Here is a 17,627-nt window from a genome sequence, read left to right as displayed (position 1 = left end):
TCCGGATTAGACTTTTTTGAACACCAGTGAGGCATTGGTACCACCAAAGCCAAAGCTGTTGCTCATCACCAGGTCCAGTTTCTGGTTATCCATGCGTTCCCGAACGATCGGGTAGCCTTCGGCCCCTTCATCAAGGTCCTGGATATTTGCCGATGGAGCAATAAAGCCTTCACGCAGCATGATCAGGCTGTAAATAGCCTCATGTACGCCCGCCGCGCCAAGAGCGTGGCCGCATAGGGGTTTGGTGGAGCTGAGCGGCGGGATCTTGTCGCCAAACGTCTCTTTCAATGCTTTCAGCTCGGTGATGTCTCCGGCCGGGGTGCTGGTGCCGTGAGTATTCACGTAGCTGATTTCGCCATCCAGGTTCTTCATTGCCTGCTTCATGCAGCGCACTGCGCCCTCGCCACTCGGGGCAACCATATCTGCGCCATCGGAAGTTGCACCGAAGCCGACGAGCTCTGCCAGGATGTTTGCGCCCCGCGCTTCCGCGTGCTCCAGCGCTTCAAGGGCCAGCACACCGCCACCACCAGAAATCACGAAGCCGTCCCGATTCGCGTCATAGGTGCGTGACGCCAGTTCAGGCGTGTCGTTGTATTTCGTCGACAGGGCGCCCATGGCATCGAACAGCAGGCTCAAGGTCCAGTGGATATCTTCGCCACCGCCGGCAAACATGACATCCTGGCGCCCGAGAGCGATCAGATCGGCGGCATGGCCGATCGAATGCGCGCTGGTAGCGCAGGCAGAGGTGATGCCGTAGTTGATGCCGCGAATGCCAAATCCGGTTGCCAGTGACGCATTGATCGCACTGCCCATGGTGCGCGGCACGCGATAGGGCCCGACACGGCGGATACCGCGGTCGCGATGGGTATCGATGGAATCCAGCAGCTCAACCGTCGAGGCGCCGCCCTGGCCAAAGATGATACCAGTGGTGTCGGCCTTGATGTGCTCATCGGTCAGCCCGGCCTGCTCGATAGCCTCAAGCATCGCCAGATAGGTGTAACCGGAAGCGGGGCACATGAAACGCCACAGTTTCCGGTCAATCAATTCGGGCAGGTTCAGGTTGATCTGGCCGCAGATGTGGCTGCGCAGACCATTGTCCCGGGCTTCTTCGCTAAAGCCGATGCCAGAACGGGATTCCCTGAGTGACTGTGCGACTTCCTTCTGGTTGGTACCAAGGCTGGAAACAATGCCCATACCGGTGATTACAACACGACGCATCCTGTTAACTCCTAAAAATCATCGGTCGAGGTGAACATGCCGACCCGCAGGTCTTTGGCTGTGTAGATTTCCCGGCCATCTACTTCCATCCGGCCATCGGCAATTGCCATGGTCAGTTTGCGCCTGATCACGCGTTTGAGATCCAGACGGTAGGTGACTTTCTTGGCCGTCGGCAAGACCTGGCCAGTGAACTTCACTTCACCGGCGCCCAATGCGCGGCCTTTCCCTTCACCGCCACCCCAGGCGAGGAAGAAGCCTACCAGCTGCCACATGGCATCGAGGCCGAGGCAGCCCGGCATCACGGGATCATCAACGAAGTGCACCTTGAAGAACCACAGGTCCGGATTGATGTCGAGCTCCGCTACCAGGCTGCCCTTGCCGTAGAGGCCGTCGTCGTCCGCAATGTGCGTGACGCGGTCAAACATCAGCATCTCGTTGATGGGCAGGCGCATGGAGCCGGGGAAGAGCTCGCCATGGCCGCATTTGATCAGGTCTTCTTTATCAAAATGATCCGGGTTCATAGTGCCAGTGTCTCTGTTACAAAATGATTTCCTCATACTTTAGCTCGAATTTCGGGAGCTGCTATTGACCTTTAGTGGATGATTGCCGGTTTGAAGTTCCCCGAACTCGTCTGTTAATCCCGTTTGATGGTCATCAAGGTGCTTGTGCGACCCCGCGAATACAATCATCTATCAGAAGTCCGTTCTGTGACATCCGGAGATTCGAGACTGGCAAGGAGGGCGTATGTCCGGGAATGAGGAAATTATCGCAGGCAAGGTTCGGCGCGAGGGTGACCGGGTTTTGGTACGTCTTGAAAGAGAAACCGGGCACTTGCCTGAACGAGTCTGGAAAATGCTGACAGACTCGGTGTGTCTGGCGGAGTGGCTGGCGCCTGGAAAGCTGGATGCCAGGCTCGGCGGTCGGGTTCAGCTGGATTTCGGTAACAGTGGTATGCCGATCGATTGTCGGGTCACGGATTGCCAGCCGAATCGTCGCTTGGCCTATTCCTGGAGTTCGGGTGATTCCCCTGAGCGTCCGTTGATATGGGACCTTGATCCCATCGACGAGGGAACCCGCCTGTCGCTGACATTATTACTGCCTGATGATGAGGTGGTGCCGATTGCCTGTGCGGGCTGGGATGCTCATCTTGAGATGCTTCTGGCGGCATTGGAAGGAATCAGTATTCACTTCCCTGCCAGCCGGTTCCGCCAGGCAAGGGCAAGGTTCGAGTTGCTGGTCAGGCAGGAGTTGGCTGCCTGACCAGCGGTTCAGCCTTCACGACCATCGGGTCTGGGGCTGGCGAGGATGCCGGTGTAGCGGTACAGGAACATACCGAAGGCAAACAACCAGAGCAGGGTGCTGCTGCCAATGCCGGGGTGCCAGGGAATGATTTCGAAGGCGGTAAGCACCCGTATCAGTGCGGCCAGATGAATTGCAACGAACGCAAGCACCATGCCTTTGGGCAGCACCAATGGTCTGCCGCTGTGGCCGAGGGCGACCCGGGCAATGACCCCGAGAATCAGGCACGCGACCGCGCCGGTTCCGGCGGCGTGACTCCACGCGTTGGACGGCCAGCCCGCGAACAGTGTGCCCGCGAGCAGGAACAGGGACACCGGCACCCACAGGATGGACAGGTGCAGAATCCAGAGCAGGGGCTCCTGGCGTACGAGCCAGCCCTTCCATCCCGCCAGACGCACCAGCATAAGCCCACCGGACAGCAGCGCCAGCAAACCAGTAACGGTTTGCCAGCCAGTCACCAGGGATGCCATCAGCAGAATCAGGCTGAATACAGTTGCCATGTCCAGCGCGGGAATGGTCTTTACAGCGTTGCTGTCGAGTCCCCTCTGGCGCAACCAGCCGGTGGAAAACGCCGGAGTGATGCGGCCACCGACAATACTGATCAGTGCCATGGCCATGATCAGGGCACCATAGCTGAAGGCCATGTCGAGGCGGGTGACAAAGCCGATCTGCATCAGCCAAAGCAGGCCGAGTACCACCATGATCATCAGTTGTCGTTTTTGCCGGGCGTGCCAGATACGCCAGCCGGCATCCACCATCACCAGGGGCAGGAATGCCAGGTTTACTCCCTGAACCAGCCAAAAGGGCAGGTCAGCACCGGTTGCCAGCAGTACACGGCCGGCCAGCCAGACGCCCCAGAGCAGCACCAATCTGAATCCATGAGTTCGTTCTGTCTGGGTCCAAACACACACTGCGGTTAACAGGAACCCCGCGATCGCTCCCGACAGAAAGCCAAACAACATCTCGTGCTGGTGCCAGAATAACCCGGGCATGGCCAGTGGAAGACTGATAACACCATTGACCTGCATCACCCAGAGGGGAATGACGGCAAGGGCCAGAACGGTCATGGACAGAAAGAAAATCCGAAAGGGGTAGGAAAATAATTGGCTGACGCTGACCGGCGCCCGTTCAGGGGAAGTAGGAATGGCCCGCATAGATGTCTCCCATATACATGTATTCTGTGTATATGTTAAACCCTGACAACCGCGTTAACCATACCTGCTTGTAGGTAGATTGCGTACAATGCGGCAAAACGCCTGTTAACTAAGGAACTTTCATGACCGCGTACATGATTCTGAAACACCTGCACGTGACCACCGCGTACCTCACCATCACACTCTTTGCCCTGCGTCTGCTCCTGGACGCCGTCGGAAGACCTGGGTGGCGACAGACACCGCTGCGGTTTATTCCCCACATCAACGACACCATTTTGCTGGTGGCGGCGATCTCTCTGGTTTTTGTGGCCGGGTACGCTTCGGCCATGCCGGGTTGGCTGATTGCCAAAATTGTCTTACTGGTCGGCTACATTATTGCTGGCGTGTTCGCTCTGAAAACCACCCTCGGAAAGCCCGTTCGAATTTCCGCGGCGGTACTGGCCCTGGTGCAGGTTACGGCCATTCTTCATTTGGCCCTGGCCAAGCCGTTCTGAGTCAGCGCTTTTCGCTGATCTGCTTCGTCAGCTCCGCCAGTTGTACCTGAACGGCCTGGAGCTGGCGGGCAATTTCGTCCCGCTCATCGTGGGCCTTCTGGGCCTGCTTGGCGTTCTGCTCCTCACTCATAACCTCCAGGATTGCCCCGATCATCATATTCAGGAAAACAAACGCCGTCAGGAATATGAAGGTGATGTAGAAAACCCAGCTCAGCGGATACTGCTCCATGGTGGCGTACATCACATCCGTCCAGTCCTCGAAGGTAGCCACCCGGAAGAGTGTCAGCATGGCAATGGCCACATCCCCCCAGAGCTCCTCGTCCACGCTGGCGAAGAACATCGAACCCATGGCCGCGTAAATGTAGAAAATGATGAACATCAGCAGGGCGATGTAGCCCATGCGCGGAATCGCTTTTAGCAGCGAGTTGATCAGGAACCGGAGCTCCGGAACCACCGACACCAGGCGCAACACCCGGAAAACCCGCAACAGACGTCCCAGCAGAACCGCTTCGGAGTTATCCAGAGGAATCAGGCTGCCGATGACCACCAGGGTATCGAACAGGTTCCATCCGTCGAACAGAAAACGTTTCTTGTTGGCGCACACACCGAATCGGAACAGGATTTCCAGCAGGAAAAACAGGGTGATGGCGTTGTCCATCACGATGAGCGACTTCTCCACCAGGGGCGGCAGATCATAGGTTTTGGCGCCAATGGTCAGTGCCGACAGGATGATGATGGTGATGACTGCGCCCTGGAAAACCTTGCTGGACTCAATGCGGCGGAGTTTCTCGAAACCGGAGGCGGGGTTCAGTTGGGACGGCATGGCAGGCGACGGCTCCAGAAGATTCGGGGAAGGCCGAATTCTAAAGGGCCGGGACAGAATTGGATAGCCTCAACATGGGTCGTTCGTTTTGCAAGGTGCCTGGCTGGGTGTAATTAGCAGGATTTATTCAGCCTGATCAGAAATATTCATTCGTGCGATCCGCAAACCCTTCCCATAATCAAGTCGCAAACAATAAAACCAAAAAGCGAGTGACAATCCATGGAAGATAGACCGGAGTTACCCGGCTGGCGCTGGGGGCCGTTCACGTTCCGCGTGCCCTTTTACCACACGCGCCTGTGCTGGTCCGAGTTCCTGCAGGGGCTGTTTGTTTCAGCTGCGACAGGCCTGGCATTAATTCCCGTAATGACCGCCTTCTTTGGCCTCAGTTTTGAAGAAGCCGTTGCACTCTCAATGATTCACGCCTCCCTGATTGCCTCGATTGCGGCGCTCAAGCGGGTCTTCGTGGATGACGCCGAACGCTTTCTGCTTGAGCAGCCAATTGCCACGGGTCTTGCCTGCGCCTACATCGCCATGTCGATTCCGAGGGATAACGCGTCCCGGGGCACGGTGGTTCTGATTGGCGCCGCGCTGGCATTCTTTGAACCCTGGATGGGGCTGTTGATTGGCGTTGTTGCGACTCTGGCACTGGTGGGCTGGGACCGGAGCCCGGATCCAATTCCCCACGACGAGTGACGCGCCGATGGCAGATCCCTGGTGTCAGCCCGCCTGGCTCAGGATGATCTGCCATTCCTCCTCGCCCACGGGCATCACAGAGAGCCGGTAACCCTTCCGGACTAGAGGCAGGTTTTCGAGCCCGGCCATGGATTTCAGCTCCTCTAGCGGGATCAAACTTGGCAGGGTGCGGACATACTTCATGTCGACAGCCTGCCAGCGAGGCTTTTCCCTGGTGCTCTTGCCATCGTAGTAGGGCGATTCCGGGTCAAACTGGGTTGGGTCCGGATAGGCGCTGCGAATAACCGTCACGATGCCGGCAATCCCGATGTGCTTGCAGCTGGAGTGGTAGAGGAAAACCTCGTCGCCCTCCGCCATTTGGGCCAGGAAATTCCGGGCCTGGTAGTTACGCACTCCGTCCCACGGGATCACACCGTCCGGGGCTTTCGCAAAATCTTCTATGCCGCATTCTGCAGGTTCTGATTTAACCAGCCACTTGGCCATGATGTTTCTCCCATTTACCGAATCAGCCTCATTCCAGTCCCCGCGATTATACGAAAAAGCCCCGCAGTGCGGGGCAACGAGGGGCAATCAATCAAGCGGCGTCAGGATTGGCCGGCTGTTGGCGGTGGCGCCAGAGGTTCTTTGGGTTTTTTGCGGTTCAGTGGATAAAACAGCTGTGGCGAGGCCAGTTCCGGCAAATCCGTTCTTTCCTCGTTGGCGGCCCACTCCACCCGCTCGGCAGAGCGGATCGCGTAGTGCATCCACGCCAGGGCAGCTGCGACGATCACAAACATCAGCATAAAGCAGCTCTGCCAGATGCCCGTAAGGTCGTTCAGTACGCCGAAGGTCAGTGGCAGGATAAATCCTCCAAGCCCGCCGATCATGCCAACTACACCGCCTACGGCGCCGACATGCATGGGGTAGTAAACCGGAATGTGTTTGTACACCGCTGCCTTGCCCAGGGACATAAAGAATCCGAGGATAAAGATCAGCGCCACGAACATGGGCAGGTTCATGGCCAGGGTAAAGCGGATATCACCATCAATTCCCTGAACCACGTAATCGGTGGGCGGATAGCTCAGCAGAAATGTGCACAGAACCGACGCTCCGAAGGTCCAGTACATCACCCGGCGGGCGCCGAAACGGTCTGACATCCAGCCGCCCAGAATCCGGAACAGGGAAGCAGGGATGGTGTAGAGCGCGGCAATGATACCGGCGGTTTTGATGTCCAGGCCGTAAACGCCAATCAGGAAGTGCGGCAGCCAGAGCGCCAAAGCCACAAAGGCGCCGAACACAAAGAAGTAGTACAGGGCAAAGCGCCAGACCCTCAGCTCCCGCAGTGGTTCCATCTGCTCCAGGAAGGTTTTGGCCTTGCTGCCAGCCCGCTCTGCGGCCAGGGGATCTTCCTTGGCCAGCAGAATGAAAACGACGCCCATGATCGCCAGCACCGTGGCGTAGATCTGCGCGGTGCTTTCCCAGCCGAATGCCACCAGCAGGAACGGGGCCCCGAAATTGGTCACCGCTGCGCCCACGTTGCCCGCACCGAAAATGCCCAGGGCTGTGCCCTGCCGCTCCGGTTCAAACCAGGCCGCTGTGTAAGCCACCCCCACGATAAAGGCACCGCCTGCCAGGCCAACGCCCAGAGCCCCTACCAACAGCATGAGGTAAGTGGTTGCGAAGGTGAGCAGGTACACGCAGGCGGCGGTCGTAAGCATCAGAATGCCGAACACCCAGCGGCCGCCGTATCGGTCTGTCCATATTCCCAGGAAAAGTCGACTTATCGAGCCGGTGAGAATCGGGGTCGCCATCAGCAGCCCCAGCTGGGTATCCGACAGCCCGAGATCCTCGCTGATGCGGATCCCGATGATGGAGAAAATGGTCCACACCGCGAAACACAGTGTGAAGGCAAATGTGGATAAACCGAGCGCACGGTATTGCGCTGGCTTTGACGGGGTATTGGCCATGCTCCGCTCCCTCCGCTTGCTCATCAATTGAGGTCTGAAAACACTTCTTAAACCTTACCAAAACCAGGGTTTTTCCATGCGGGGCATTGGAGGTACCTCCTGCTGGGTGCGGTGGTGGTAGGCAATCAGAGGGTTTTGGGGGCAGGGGGATAGACCCCTGATTGCTCTGGTGGGGTACGCGCTCTCAGCGTTGATTTACGTCAATTATGGGCGGCCCCGGAGTGTGGGCTAATGCTGACAGATATCAATGGATGCCCCTTGAAATAGCCTTTGAAAGGGTGCCGAAAACGCCCTTTGGAGAACTCAAAAATGAAAATCATGATTGCCTACGACGGCTCGCGAAATGCCAGGTTGGCGCTGGCCCAGACCATCACCATGTTCCGCGACCTCAAACCGGTCATTACCCTCGTGGCCGTTGCCGAAAACCCCCGCGACATCACCTCGGGAAACGAGGACATGTTCCAGGAAGAGTTGAACGATCTGAAAAAGCACATCGCCGAGGCCATGGAGGTGTGTGAGCAGGAACAGATCTCCGTCGAAAACATGCTTCTGGAGGGCGACGCCCGAAAGATGTTGCTGTTCGCAGCGGAGAAAAAGGTTCATCCGGACATGCTGGTTATCGCCCGCCACAGCCATGAGCCTGACGGCGGTTTTATTGCCCGCTCACTGACTTACTTCGTGGACGAACTGGATTACATGACCTTCGGCAGCGTGAGTTCCTTCCTTGCCCGTCGCATCCAGTGCCCGCTTCTTATTCTGCCCAGCCGTTGAGTCTGGCTATAACCGTTTCTGTATCTGAAAGCCCAGGGAGGCTGACATGAAAGTCGCAGACGTTTTCCACGTCAAAAATCCGGAAGTCAGGGCTCTGCACCTGACCTGGATCGCATTCTTTATAACTTTCTACGTGTGGTTCAACATGGCGCCGCTGGCATCCAGTATGCTCAAAAGCGTCAACTGGCTCACCGCGGATGATCTTCGCCTGTTTGCCATCGCCAACGTAGCGCTGACCATACCTGCCCGGATTATCGTGGGCATGGCCCTGGACCGCTTCGGCCCCCGCCGGGTGTTTTCGGTACTAATGGTATTGATGGCCATCCCTGCCCTGGTATTTGCGTTCGGCAACACCATGACCCAGCTCCTGGTCAGCCGCCTGGTGCTCAGCTCCATTGGTGCCAGCTTTGTGGTGGGTATCCACATGACCGCCATGTGGTTCAAACCGAAAGACATCGGCTTTGCCGAAGGCTTCTATGCTGGCTGGGGCAATTTCGGTTCCGCTGCCGCGGCAATCACCTTGCCGACCATCGCCCTGCAAATGTATGGCGGTGAAGATGGCTGGCGCTGGGCCATCGCCCAAAGCGCGATCGTGATGGCGGCTTACGGCGTTTACTACTGGTTCGCGATTACCGACGGCCCTGTTGGCACCGTTCATCGCAAGCCGCGCAAGGCCGTGGCACTGGAAGTCAGCAGCTGGGGCGACATGATCAAGCTGATCCTCTGGACCATTCCCCTGGTGGGTGTGCTTGGCATCCTGGTCTGGCGCATCGAGAACATGGGATACCTGAGTGCCACCGGAGCCGCCATCTGTTACGCGGTGATTGTGGCCATTGTCTGCTATCAGATTATCCAGATTCTCCGGGTTAATATTCCCTTGCTGAAACAGGGTGTGCCCGAGGACGACAAGTACCCGTTCAACAGCGTTGCAGCTCTGAACAGCACCTACTTCGCCAACTTTGGTGCCGAGCTGGCGGTGGTGTCCATGCTGCCGATGTTCTTCGAGGAAACCTGGAGCCTGAGTGCGACCGCAGCCGGCCTTATCGCTGCCTCCTTTGCTTTCGTGAACCTGGTGGCGCGCCCAATGGGTGGCCTGGTTTCAGACCGTATGGGCAACCGCCGGTTTGTGATGCTCAGCTACATGTTTGGCATCTCCGTGGGCTTCGCGCTGATGGGCCTGATGAACTCCAACTGGCCGCTGATTATCGCCGTAGGCATTACCGTATTCACCTCGTTCTTCGTGCAGGGTGCCGAGGGCGCAACCTTTGGCATCATACCCTCCATCAAGCGGCGCCTGACTGGCCAGATTTCCGGCATGGCGGGCGCTTATGGCAACGTGGGTGCGGTGGTTTACCTCACTATCTTCACCTTTGTAACCCCGACCCAGTTCTTCTACATCATCGCCGGTGGCGCGTTTGTCAGTTGGTTGCTGTGCATCATGTGGCTGAAAGAGCCGGAGTCAGGCTTTGCCGACGAATACCAGGTGTCCTCTGTGGATCTCCAGATCGAAGAGGAAGAGCGTCGCCGGCAGGCTGCCGCTACCAGCTAACCCGGAACGGTTGAAGAAAAGGCCGCCGAGGCATTGCCCGGCGGCTTTTTTGCGTTTGAAGGGACATCATTTTGGGGGCCAGGCCTGTCTTACTATGACCACGGATCAGAAGTGGTCGTAGCCGAATTTCATGTAGGTGATTCCAGGGCTCAGAACCAACCGCCAGGCCAGTTCGATATCGTCGCTGCACTCCTGGTCATAGGCTCTTACGGTGTCCGTCAGGCAGTCGAGCCAGAGGTCGTAGAGGTAGGGCTTGATGCTCAGATGGCGGGCGCTGTGCAGGCAGGCAATTCGATGAAGGACATCGTCAACGTTGCCGCTGGCGTAAAAGGCTACGAGGCTGAAAAAGGATTTCTTCAGCATACTCCGCTGAACGGCCATATCGGTATTGCGAAACAGTGCCCGGACCTCGGGAGAAGACATCAGGAACCGGCGATAGAAGCCTTCAAAGAAGTCAGGCACCTCGGGTGGGGTCTGTAGGACACGCTCGTAGCTCGCGTCGAATAGCTCTTCGAAGGACATGGCAGGCTCCCTGGTTCTCTTGGGATTAAATCCAATATCCTGAATCTAGCATTTGCCAGCGTGCGCGTCATTTTGTGCAGGTAAGGAGGTAGCCTTTGATGGAAAGCAGGCATAAAAAAACCGGCGCCCTTCACGGACGCCGGCTGTTACTTGAACCCTGTATCAGGGGTTCTTGATGTACGCATCCTTGCGCAGGTAGAACCACCAGTTAACCACCAGACAGAGTGCGTAGAACACCGCAAAGCCGTACATGGCCACCTCTGGGGTGCCGGCCTGGATTTCCTGGCCCATCACCCTGGGGGCGATAAACGCGCCGTAGGCGGCAACCGCAGAGGTCCAGCCCAGAACCGGGCCTTTCTGCTGCTGGTTGAAGATGAAACCGATGCTGCGGAAGGTGGAGCCGTTACCGATACCACTGGCCGCAAACATGATGATGAACAGGATCAGGAACGGTGCAAAGTAGGCGTTCGGATCAGTGGAGTTGTAGGCCAGCATCATCACGTAGCCGGTGGCCACGGAGGCTGCGACCATCACAACCGAGATGATCTGGGTAACGATGGATCCACCCACCTTGTCGGAAATCCAGCCGCCCACCGGGCGAATGAGCGCGCCAACAAACGGCCCCATCCAGGCCCAGGTCAGTGCGCTCGGCGCATCAGGGTTGACCACACGGGTTACCGTGCCATCGGCTGCCACTTCCATCATGTTGCCGAAGATAACGGTAATGGACAGCGGCAGGGCAGCGGAGAAGCCGATGAATGATCCAAAGGTAAGGATGTAGAGCACGGTCATGGACCAGGTGTGCTTGTTGCTGAAGATTGCAAACTGGGCCTGGATGTTGGGCTTGATATCGCCGGGGATCAGCCGCAGAAGAATCAGTGTGAGCACGATGGTCAGGGGCAGGGCCAGCCACATGTTCAGCACGCTGAGGGCCCAGACGCCTGCGATGGAGGCGAGAATACCCACGCCATAGAGCCCCAGAATCTTGCCGAAGGCTGAAAGCGGGTTGCCCGGATTCGGGGTAACCACTTTCAGGTTGTTCATGCCAAACCAGCCGGCAAACGCCAGCGGAATCAGAAACACCAGCCAGATAAACCCGGCGTTCTGGATCCAGGTATCGGTACCCGCCTCAATGCGGCCAATCAGCGTGCCGCTGGGGCTCTGCAGCTGCATAGGGTCACCGGCCAGGGCGCCGAAGATACCCACGGTCATGACCAGTGGGATGACCACCTGCATGGTGGTGACGCCGAAGTTACCGAGACCGGCGTTCATGCCGAGGCCATAGCCCTGCTTGCTTTTCGGGTAGAAGGTACTGATGTTGCTCATGGAGCAGGCGAAGTTACCGCCGCCGATACCGGATAGCAGTGCCAGGGCCTGGAACACGATAAACGGTGTATCCGGGTTCATCAGGGCGATGCCGGTACCGGCAGCAGGAATCATCAGGAGGGCAGTGGTCAGGAACACCGTGTTTCGTCCGCCGGCGATCTTGATCATGAACGAGGCGGGGATCCGCAGGGTGGCGCCAGACAGGCCTGCAATCGCAGACAGTGTAAACAGTTGCTCAATGCTGAAAGGAAAACCCAGGTTCTTCATCTGGGTGGTGATCATCCCCCACATCAGCCAGACGGCAAAGCCCATCAGCAGGCTGGGGATGGAAATCCACAGGTTGCGGGAAGCAATGCGCTTGCCCTCCCGCTCCCAGAATTCTTCGCTCTCGACATCCCAGTGTTCGATGTCTGCGTTGGTTTTGGCCATGATTTTGACTCCCTCGGTTAACGTGCCCTTGGCCCCGTTTCTGGTGGCGCTCGGGCTTCTCGACACCATTGTGCAAAGCGAGGCGGGGAGTCATTCTTGATATTTCTCAAGGACAAAATGACGTGTCAGAAGGTGAGTTTTTTGATGAAAATCCAGGCGCGTTTCAGATCGATAAAATCTATTAAAATCAAATGGGTGCGATAGTGATATCCCGAAGTGGGTAGGTGTTATGGATGCTGGCGCAGTGGAGGTAGCCAATCATTTCCGGCGGTTCTGGCTATCCCGGAACAGTAAAATCGTCTGCAGCGCCACAAAACCGTAGATGCAGGACCAGCTCGCCGATGCCAACCAGAGTGCAACCGGTTCAAGAAAAGGCGCGTTGCCCGCGTAGAGTCGGGCGACTGCCGCAATGGCCATGCCCGAGGCGATGCCAACAACCTGCCAGATGGGTGGTGTCATTCGTCTGGCTCGCTGCCAGGCAAGCCGCAGCATGACACTGGTGGAAAGCGTGCCGAGGGCTCCGATTGTTATCAGGTGCATGGAGGCGACGGGATCGTTTTCTTTCAGAAGGCTTAACCCGCTTGCGCCAGCGCCTGCAGCCAGCCATAAGTAGCCAAGTGCCAGTACCAGAAGGTCTGGCCGGTTTCGGCAGTGCCAGAGCTTCCAGCGAGCAGCGCGAACCACAATCAGAAAACCCGCAACCAGCAATAACAGACCCACGGCCGGGGCCGCGACTGGCAGAAAGCTGAGCAGCAGTGCCAGCAGCAAGATGGCCAGAAGGGTTCCCTCAACATGTGGCTGAACCCGGGCCTCAAGGGGGATGCCCCGTTTCTCAAGCGTGCCGGCCACAGCCGGCGCAATGACTCGCCCGCCGATAAACGTCATCAGAAGCAGCAAACCGACAATGGCGGTTGTCAGTACCTGGCGGCTATCCAGTATTGCCGGTGCGCTTGCGGCCAGTGTGTTGCTGGCAAGCCAGAAAACGACCGACAACAGGCAAAGAAGCAGAATCAGCGGGCCGGCAATCCGGTTGCGCCATTTTTTGGCCGCCTGAAATCTCGGGACCGCGTAGCGCGCCAGCATGAGGGCGAAGGCCGGGCTTAACAGTTGGGCGGCAATACTTTCCGGCGCCAGAACCCAGCTGACCCTCGCGAGTATCCAAAGCACAAAGAGCAGAGTGAGTACCCGGCCAGGTTGGGGGCCGAGGGTGTAGCCGGCGATGAGGGCCAGGGCGAAGCCGAATATCAACTCATGGCCGTGTCCCGCACCGAGCAAACCGGGCGGCCAGCCTGTCCCGGACAGCACGCTGTATATCGACAGGGGAACCGTTAATGCGGCGAATAGTGATGCGGCAGGGAAGAATAGCCAGAACGCATGAATGTTCTTTCTTGGCATGCCTGAGTTGTCCGAAGTCATCTCGTGTCCTTGACCGTTCGGCGCACCGAAACTATCAGTAAAAATAACGCGGGAAACATTTTAAAGGTGCATCATGAATATTACACAACTTGCCCGTCTACCATTTTCCGGCAATGGCGCCTGGTCAGAGCTGCGGCGCCTTGACCTGTCCATTCCGTTCCTGGCCTGGGTGGTGGTAGTGCCGATGTCGTTTCTGCCGCCGGTGCTGCTCTACTATGCCGGCACGCAGTACGGCGACGCCTTCATGCAGGGATTCGGAGACAAGGAGTGGCGGTTTATCACCACTATCCTTTTCCTGGCAGAGTTACTCACGTTCTTCGCGATGGGCTGGCTGATCCACGCCGTTATGGATAGTCATCAATTGAAAATCAGTTATCAGGATGCCTATTTGCTGGCCGCAATTGCGCCGCTACCGCTCTGGCTGTCATCACTGGCGCTGCTGGTGCCGGTGCTGGCAGTCAGCGTTGTGGCGGTGTTTGCCGCCTTGTTCCTGTCCTGTGCGCTGGTCTACCAGGGCGTTCGCTCATTCTGCGAGCGAAGCGATAATGATGTGGTGGTCATGTCGGCCACCTACACCGTTATGTCGGCGTCTTTGCTGGCATGGGGCGTGCTGATGGCAATGGTTTGGGCGTTCTGATCAGGCCGTGTGGGGGAGGACGCCAAAATAGATGGCACTGAAGTGGCAGGCGCTGCCGCCGATTACGAACAGGTGCCAGATCGCATGCATATAAGGTATGCGGTCGGCCAGATAGAAGGCGACACCGGCGGTGTACAAAATGCCGCCGGCAATCGTCAGGTTCAGGGCTGTTTCACTCAGGTTGGCCACCAGATCGGATGAGGCGAACGTGATCAGCCAGCCCATGGCCACATAGATGCCAACCCTCGCGAGCTTGAAGCGGTTTTTGAAAATAACCTTCAGCACCACGCCGGTGATCGCCAGTGACCAGATCACCGCAAACAGTGTCCAGCCCACCGTGCCGCGCATGTTTACAAGCAGAAAGGGCGTGTAGGTGCCGGCGATCAGCAGAAAAATGGCGCAATGATCAAGGGTTTTGAACGCCCTTTTCAGTTCTGGCCGCCGGGCACCGTGATACAGGGCTGAGGCCAGATAAAGAAGAATCAGGGACGCGCCGAAAATACTGAAACTGACAATCTTCCAGGCATCCCCGAATTGACTGGCGCCCACGATCAACGCGGCCGTGCCAATAACGCTCAATATTGCGCCCAGACCATGGGTGGCGCTGTTCAGCCACTCTTCAATGCGGTGATGGTTATTATTTGCGGGGGATGGAGTTGCTGTCACAGAGCGGTCTTCCGAATTAGCCATGGCCCTAAAATACTTCAGCGTACACCTGTACGCAATGCCTGATCGTGAACATCCTGTGACCCTGTTCAGAAAAACTGAACGACCTGTCGGAAAACTTCCGATTTCTCTCGAGTCTGCCGCTGGTTAGCATGCGTATATCCGATCAAAGACAGAGGAGGTTCTCCCGATGGCAAAAGTGCTTGTGCTCTATTACTCCATGTATGGCCATATTGAGACAATGGCAAACACCATTGCCGAAGGTGCAAAAGGTGTCGATGGTGCAGACGTTACAGTCAAGCGTGTGCCGGAAACCATGGCCGACCAGGCATTTCTGGGCGCTGGCGGAAAGGCGGACCAGGAAGCCCCGGTAGCCGATCCGAAAGAGCTGGCAGAATACGACGCGATCATTTTCGGTACGCCCACCCGGTTCGGCAACATGGCCGGGCAGATGCGGACCTTCCTGGATCAGACAGGCGGTTTGTGGGCCGAAGGCAAGCTTCACGGCAAGGTGGCCAGTGTGTTTACCTCCACAGGCACCGGTGGCGGGCAGGAGCATACCATCAGCTCATTCTGGACCACACTGGCCCACCACGGCATGGTCATTGTGCCCCTGGGTTACGGCATCCCGGAATTCTTCGATATCTCGGAAGTGAATGGCGGGACTCCCTACGGAGCGTCAACTATCGCAGGCGGGGACGGCTCACGGCAGCCCAGCGAGAAAGAGCTGGCGATTGCCCGTTTCCAGGGTAAGCACGTTGCCGAGCTGGCAGTAAAACTGCACGGCTGATTCTGAAGTTTTAGCAAAGCGTTGAGCGTTTTTCAGGGCAGCAGGCGAGAGCTTGCTGCCCTTTTTTATGCGGTATCCGGTTGGCTTCAGGGCCGGCTCTTCGCAGTTGCGGTTTTCAGGCGGGAGAAAGTCGCCGGCACAACACCGAGCCATGATGCCAGTTGATTATCTGGCACCCGTTTAACCAGTTCTGGGTATTCTTCCAGCAACAACTTGTAGCGTTCTCTTGCCGGCATGGTGTGCTTGCGGAATTCTCTCATACTGGCCAGCTCGGCAATTTCTTCCGTCAGGGCAAGGGCGAACCGGGGCCAGAGCCCTTCACCGTGAGACTGGATAGCGGACCGGAACGCCGCGAAGTCAGCCACCCAGGCCGTTACCGGCGTTACTGAGGTCAGGCAAAGGGTGTTTCGTACGGTTCGGCTACGGCCAAAAACCGGCCAGACCATATCGCCTTCGGAAAAGAAGTGGTGGACGGACACCTTGCCGCTGGGTGCTTCCCGGAACAGCCGAAGGATGCCGTACTGAACCAGATAAACGTTTGCCCAGGGTGTGTCGTGCTTCTCCAGAGCGGTTTCGGGGTCAACCCTGCAAAGGTGAAACAGGCGGGCGAGGTCTGCCAGAAACCGTGCGTCGGGATCATTCTCGTGCCCTGCCAGGCGAATTCCGAAAACCCGGCTGAGGCCATTCAGCAGGGCAGCTGACTCAGGTGCGGCATCCTGCTGGATAATATCCGGGTTGTTTTCTCCCAACATGCACGGGGCGGAGGAAACGTCTGGCCTGAAGATGCTGTTCATGGCGTTGACCCTGTTATGAGTGTCAGGTGAATTATGGTATCAGAGAAACATCTTTTGAAATGACTTAAATCATTAAGCCTTTTTCACTGAGTCGATATCGCGATCTGACGAACGTTCAGTGATAGACTCCGCCTCCTGTTGCTGGAAGTTTCCCCTTTCCTCACGGAGTCCCGATGGCCGCAGCCTTTGCCCTTTTCTTCAAGCTTATTCCGCTCTACGTAACGGTCGCCCTGGGCTGGGTCGCCGGTCGTTATCTTGAGGCCAGTGGTCGTCATATCGCCGGCATCATGCTCTATATCGTGACGCCCTCAGTGGTGTTTTCCGGGGTGATGGTAGCGCCGCTTTCTCCCGAAGTTATCTTGTTGCCGTTTCTGGTATTCGGGATTTCTTCTGTGCTGGGAATTGCGCAATTAAAGCTGGCAAAGCGGGTGCTCTCCGACGGCAGTGCCAACATCATTCCCCTGTGTGTGGGTTCCGGTAACACGGGGTACTTCGGTGTGCCGGTTGCGTTGTTGCTGTTCGGTGAGGAGGGGCTGGGGCTCTACATCGTGTGCATGCTGGGCACCACGCTGTTCGAGAACTCCGTGGGCTTCTATCTGGCGGCGAGAGGGCGTTACAGCATCAAGGATTCGCTCTGGCGGGTGCTGAAGCTCCCGTCGGTATACGCCTTCCTGGCGGCCGTCGTCCTTAACCTGGCGGGCATCGGAATTCCGGATATCTTTGTGCCGCTGTTCGATAACCTGCGCGGCGCCTACAGCATTCTGGGCATGATGATCATTGGCATGAGCATCACCAGCTTTCGCGGCCTGGCGGGCAATGTCCGTTTCACGGCCCTGGCGTTTTTCGGGAAGTTCGTGGTCTGGCCACTGGTGGCCATTGTGTTCTGGTGGCTGGATTCAACCGTGCTGGGCATCTATGAGCCGGCCGTACACAAGGCCATGTTCCTGATTTCGATCACGCCGATTGCCGCGAATACTGTGGTCATTGCGACCCTGCTAGATACCTCGCCAAGGCAGGCAGCGGGTACCGTATTGCTGACCACGCTGTTCGCCCTGGCGTTTATCCCGGTGATGATTTCGCTGGCGTTCTAGTATCGGGTT

19 protein-coding genes are annotated in these 17,627 nt (G+C 57.3%); 8 read left to right on the top strand and 11 right to left on the bottom strand.

Going from position 1 to position 17,627, the window contains the following annotated elements:
• Nucleotides 1-6: 6 nt before the first annotated feature.
• Nucleotides 7-1,218 (bottom strand): beta-ketoacyl-ACP synthase I, encoded by a 1,212-nt coding sequence (gene fabB / locus AC5JQH_RS06150; RefSeq protein ID WP_008169352.1) that lies wholly within the window; start codon nucleotides 1,216-1,218, stop codon nucleotides 7-9.
• A gap of 11 nt (nucleotides 1,219-1,229) precedes the next feature.
• Entirely contained in the window at nucleotides 1,230-1,739 is a 510-nt protein-coding gene (gene fabA / locus AC5JQH_RS06145; protein WP_008169354.1) for a bifunctional 3-hydroxydecanoyl-ACP dehydratase/trans-2-decenoyl-ACP isomerase, read from the bottom strand.
• Between the two features lie 223 nt (nucleotides 1,740-1,962).
• On the opposite strand from fabA, the gene AC5JQH_RS06140 reads away from it, so the two are divergent.
• Nucleotides 1,963-2,478 (top strand): SRPBCC family protein, encoded by a 516-nt coding sequence (locus AC5JQH_RS06140; protein WP_008169356.1) that lies wholly within the window; start codon nucleotides 1,963-1,965, stop codon nucleotides 2,476-2,478.
• 8 nt (nucleotides 2,479-2,486) lie between these two features.
• On the opposite strand, the gene AC5JQH_RS06135 is transcribed toward AC5JQH_RS06140, so the two are convergent.
• Complete coding sequence (locus AC5JQH_RS06135) at nucleotides 2,487-3,671, bottom strand: NnrS family protein (protein WP_273085739.1); 1,185 nt, start codon at nucleotides 3,669-3,671, stop codon at nucleotides 2,487-2,489.
• 122 nt (nucleotides 3,672-3,793) lie between these two features.
• Between AC5JQH_RS06135 and AC5JQH_RS06130 the strand changes: the two genes are divergently transcribed.
• Nucleotides 3,794-4,165 (top strand): SirB2 family protein, encoded by a 372-nt coding sequence (locus tag AC5JQH_RS06130; RefSeq protein ID WP_041645567.1) that lies wholly within the window; start codon nucleotides 3,794-3,796, stop codon nucleotides 4,163-4,165.
• Nucleotide 4,166: 1 nt separating this feature from the next.
• Here AC5JQH_RS06130 and AC5JQH_RS06125 read toward each other — a convergent pair whose 3' ends face one another.
• Nucleotides 4,167-4,988, bottom strand: a complete 822-nt coding sequence (locus AC5JQH_RS06125) for an ion transporter (protein WP_014578224.1) — start codon at nucleotides 4,986-4,988, stop codon at nucleotides 4,167-4,169.
• 219 nt (nucleotides 4,989-5,207) lie between these two features.
• Here AC5JQH_RS06125 and AC5JQH_RS06120 point away from each other — a divergent pair, with 219 nt between their 5' ends.
• Nucleotides 5,208-5,681 carry a hypothetical protein gene (locus tag AC5JQH_RS06120; RefSeq protein WP_273086080.1) on the top strand — a complete coding sequence of 158 codons (474 nt, stop codon included), beginning with the start codon at nucleotides 5,208-5,210 and terminating at the stop codon, nucleotides 5,679-5,681.
• A gap of 24 nt (nucleotides 5,682-5,705) precedes the next feature.
• Here AC5JQH_RS06120 and AC5JQH_RS06115 read toward each other — a convergent pair whose 3' ends face one another.
• Together AC5JQH_RS06115 and AC5JQH_RS06110 are read right to left on the bottom strand one after the other, a co-directional pair.
• Nucleotides 5,706-6,164: an EVE domain-containing protein gene (locus AC5JQH_RS06115; RefSeq protein WP_273044840.1), complete on the bottom strand. Its 459-nt coding sequence runs from the start codon at nucleotides 6,162-6,164 to the stop codon at nucleotides 5,706-5,708.
• Nucleotides 6,165-6,265: 101 nt separating this feature from the next.
• Nucleotides 6,266-7,627 (bottom strand): MFS transporter, encoded by a 1,362-nt coding sequence (locus AC5JQH_RS06110; RefSeq protein WP_273069448.1) that lies wholly within the window; start codon nucleotides 7,625-7,627, stop codon nucleotides 6,266-6,268.
• A gap of 309 nt (nucleotides 7,628-7,936) precedes the next feature.
• Here AC5JQH_RS06110 and AC5JQH_RS06105 point away from each other — a divergent pair, with 309 nt between their 5' ends.
• On the top strand, nucleotides 7,937-8,398 hold the full coding sequence (locus tag AC5JQH_RS06105) for a universal stress protein (RefSeq protein ID WP_008175475.1): 462 nt from the start codon (nucleotides 7,937-7,939) through the stop codon (nucleotides 8,396-8,398).
• A gap of 46 nt (nucleotides 8,399-8,444) precedes the next feature.
• On the top strand, nucleotides 8,445-9,947 hold the full coding sequence (locus AC5JQH_RS06100) for an MFS transporter (protein WP_273086072.1): 1,503 nt from the start codon (nucleotides 8,445-8,447) through the stop codon (nucleotides 9,945-9,947).
• 105 nt (nucleotides 9,948-10,052) lie between these two features.
• Here AC5JQH_RS06100 and AC5JQH_RS06095 read toward each other — a convergent pair whose 3' ends face one another.
• The 3 genes from AC5JQH_RS06095 to AC5JQH_RS06085 form a co-directional block, all read right to left on the bottom strand.
• Nucleotides 10,053-10,469: a globin gene (locus AC5JQH_RS06095; RefSeq protein WP_053112978.1), complete on the bottom strand. Its 417-nt coding sequence runs from the start codon at nucleotides 10,467-10,469 to the stop codon at nucleotides 10,053-10,055.
• Between the two features lie 162 nt (nucleotides 10,470-10,631).
• Entirely contained in the window at nucleotides 10,632-12,224 is a 1,593-nt protein-coding gene (locus tag AC5JQH_RS06090) for an MFS transporter (RefSeq protein ID WP_008175469.1), read from the bottom strand.
• 258 nt (nucleotides 12,225-12,482) lie between these two features.
• Nucleotides 12,483-13,640 (bottom strand): NnrS family protein, encoded by a 1,158-nt coding sequence (locus AC5JQH_RS06085; protein ID WP_008175466.1) that lies wholly within the window; start codon nucleotides 13,638-13,640, stop codon nucleotides 12,483-12,485.
• A 73-nt stretch (nucleotides 13,641-13,713) separates the two neighbouring features.
• Here AC5JQH_RS06085 and AC5JQH_RS06080 point away from each other — a divergent pair, with 73 nt between their 5' ends.
• A complete protein-coding gene (locus AC5JQH_RS06080; protein ID WP_493805398.1) occupies nucleotides 13,714-14,277 on the top strand; it encodes a Yip1 family protein in 564 nt (187 codons plus the stop codon).
• On the opposite strand, the gene trhA is transcribed toward AC5JQH_RS06080, so the two are convergent.
• Nucleotides 14,278-14,967: a PAQR family membrane homeostasis protein TrhA gene (gene trhA, locus AC5JQH_RS06075; RefSeq protein ID WP_008175461.1), complete on the bottom strand. Its 690-nt coding sequence runs from the start codon at nucleotides 14,965-14,967 to the stop codon at nucleotides 14,278-14,280.
• Between the two features lie 166 nt (nucleotides 14,968-15,133).
• Here trhA and wrbA point away from each other — a divergent pair, with 166 nt between their 5' ends.
• Entirely contained in the window at nucleotides 15,134-15,733 is a 600-nt protein-coding gene (gene wrbA / locus AC5JQH_RS06070) for an NAD(P)H:quinone oxidoreductase (RefSeq protein WP_008175459.1), read from the top strand.
• Nucleotides 15,734-15,819: 86 nt separating this feature from the next.
• On the opposite strand, the gene AC5JQH_RS06065 is transcribed toward wrbA, so the two are convergent.
• Nucleotides 15,820-16,527, bottom strand: a complete 708-nt coding sequence (locus AC5JQH_RS06065; protein WP_273069444.1) for a Crp/Fnr family transcriptional regulator — start codon at nucleotides 16,525-16,527, stop codon at nucleotides 15,820-15,822.
• 173 nt (nucleotides 16,528-16,700) lie between these two features.
• On the opposite strand from AC5JQH_RS06065, the gene AC5JQH_RS06060 reads away from it, so the two are divergent.
• Nucleotides 16,701-17,618 (top strand): AEC family transporter, encoded by a 918-nt coding sequence (locus tag AC5JQH_RS06060; RefSeq protein WP_008175455.1) that lies wholly within the window; start codon nucleotides 16,701-16,703, stop codon nucleotides 17,616-17,618.
• Nucleotides 17,619-17,627 lie beyond the last annotated feature (9 nt).

It is taken from the genome of Marinobacter sp. H13 (assembly GCF_059072335.1).
Note: the sequence above shows the minus strand (reverse complement) of the source record. Positions and strands in the feature narration are given on the sequence as shown.

What these genes read in the sequence shown, in the direction of transcription:
- fabB (WP_008169352.1), bottom strand. Translation starts at nt 1,218, where the DNA reads ATGCGTCGTGTTGTAATCACCGGTATGGGCATTGTTTCCAGCCTTGGT.
- fabA (WP_008169354.1), bottom strand. Translation starts at nt 1,739, where the DNA reads ATGAACCCGGATCATTTTGATAAAGAAGACCTGATCAAATGCGGCCAT.
- AC5JQH_RS06140 (WP_008169356.1), top strand. Translation starts at nt 1,963, where the DNA reads ATGTCCGGGAATGAGGAAATTATCGCAGGCAAGGTTCGGCGCGAGGGT.
- AC5JQH_RS06135 (WP_273085739.1), bottom strand. Translation starts at nt 3,671, where the DNA reads ATGCGGGCCATTCCTACTTCCCCTGAACGGGCGCCGGTCAGCGTCAGC.
- AC5JQH_RS06130 (WP_041645567.1), top strand. Translation starts at nt 3,794, where the DNA reads ATGACCGCGTACATGATTCTGAAACACCTGCACGTGACCACCGCGTAC.
- AC5JQH_RS06125 (WP_014578224.1), bottom strand. Translation starts at nt 4,988, where the DNA reads ATGCCGTCCCAACTGAACCCCGCCTCCGGTTTCGAGAAACTCCGCCGC.
- AC5JQH_RS06120 (WP_273086080.1), top strand. Translation starts at nt 5,208, where the DNA reads ATGGAAGATAGACCGGAGTTACCCGGCTGGCGCTGGGGGCCGTTCACG.
- AC5JQH_RS06115 (WP_273044840.1), bottom strand. Translation starts at nt 6,164, where the DNA reads ATGGCCAAGTGGCTGGTTAAATCAGAACCTGCAGAATGCGGCATAGAA.
- AC5JQH_RS06110 (WP_273069448.1), bottom strand. Translation starts at nt 7,627, where the DNA reads ATGGCCAATACCCCGTCAAAGCCAGCGCAATACCGTGCGCTCGGTTTA.
- AC5JQH_RS06105 (WP_008175475.1), top strand. Translation starts at nt 7,937, where the DNA reads ATGAAAATCATGATTGCCTACGACGGCTCGCGAAATGCCAGGTTGGCG.
- AC5JQH_RS06100 (WP_273086072.1), top strand. Translation starts at nt 8,445, where the DNA reads ATGAAAGTCGCAGACGTTTTCCACGTCAAAAATCCGGAAGTCAGGGCT.
- AC5JQH_RS06095 (WP_053112978.1), bottom strand. Translation starts at nt 10,469, where the DNA reads ATGTCCTTCGAAGAGCTATTCGACGCGAGCTACGAGCGTGTCCTACAG.
- AC5JQH_RS06090 (WP_008175469.1), bottom strand. Translation starts at nt 12,224, where the DNA reads ATGGCCAAAACCAACGCAGACATCGAACACTGGGATGTCGAGAGCGAA.
- AC5JQH_RS06085 (WP_008175466.1), bottom strand. Translation starts at nt 13,640, where the DNA reads ATGACTTCGGACAACTCAGGCATGCCAAGAAAGAACATTCATGCGTTC.
- AC5JQH_RS06080 (WP_493805398.1), top strand. Translation starts at nt 13,714, where the DNA reads ATGAATATTACACAACTTGCCCGTCTACCATTTTCCGGCAATGGCGCC.
- trhA (WP_008175461.1), bottom strand. Translation starts at nt 14,967, where the DNA reads ATGGCTAATTCGGAAGACCGCTCTGTGACAGCAACTCCATCCCCCGCA.
- wrbA (WP_008175459.1), top strand. Translation starts at nt 15,134, where the DNA reads ATGGCAAAAGTGCTTGTGCTCTATTACTCCATGTATGGCCATATTGAG.
- AC5JQH_RS06065 (WP_273069444.1), bottom strand. Translation starts at nt 16,527, where the DNA reads ATGAACAGCATCTTCAGGCCAGACGTTTCCTCCGCCCCGTGCATGTTG.
- AC5JQH_RS06060 (WP_008175455.1), top strand. Translation starts at nt 16,701, where the DNA reads ATGGCCGCAGCCTTTGCCCTTTTCTTCAAGCTTATTCCGCTCTACGTA.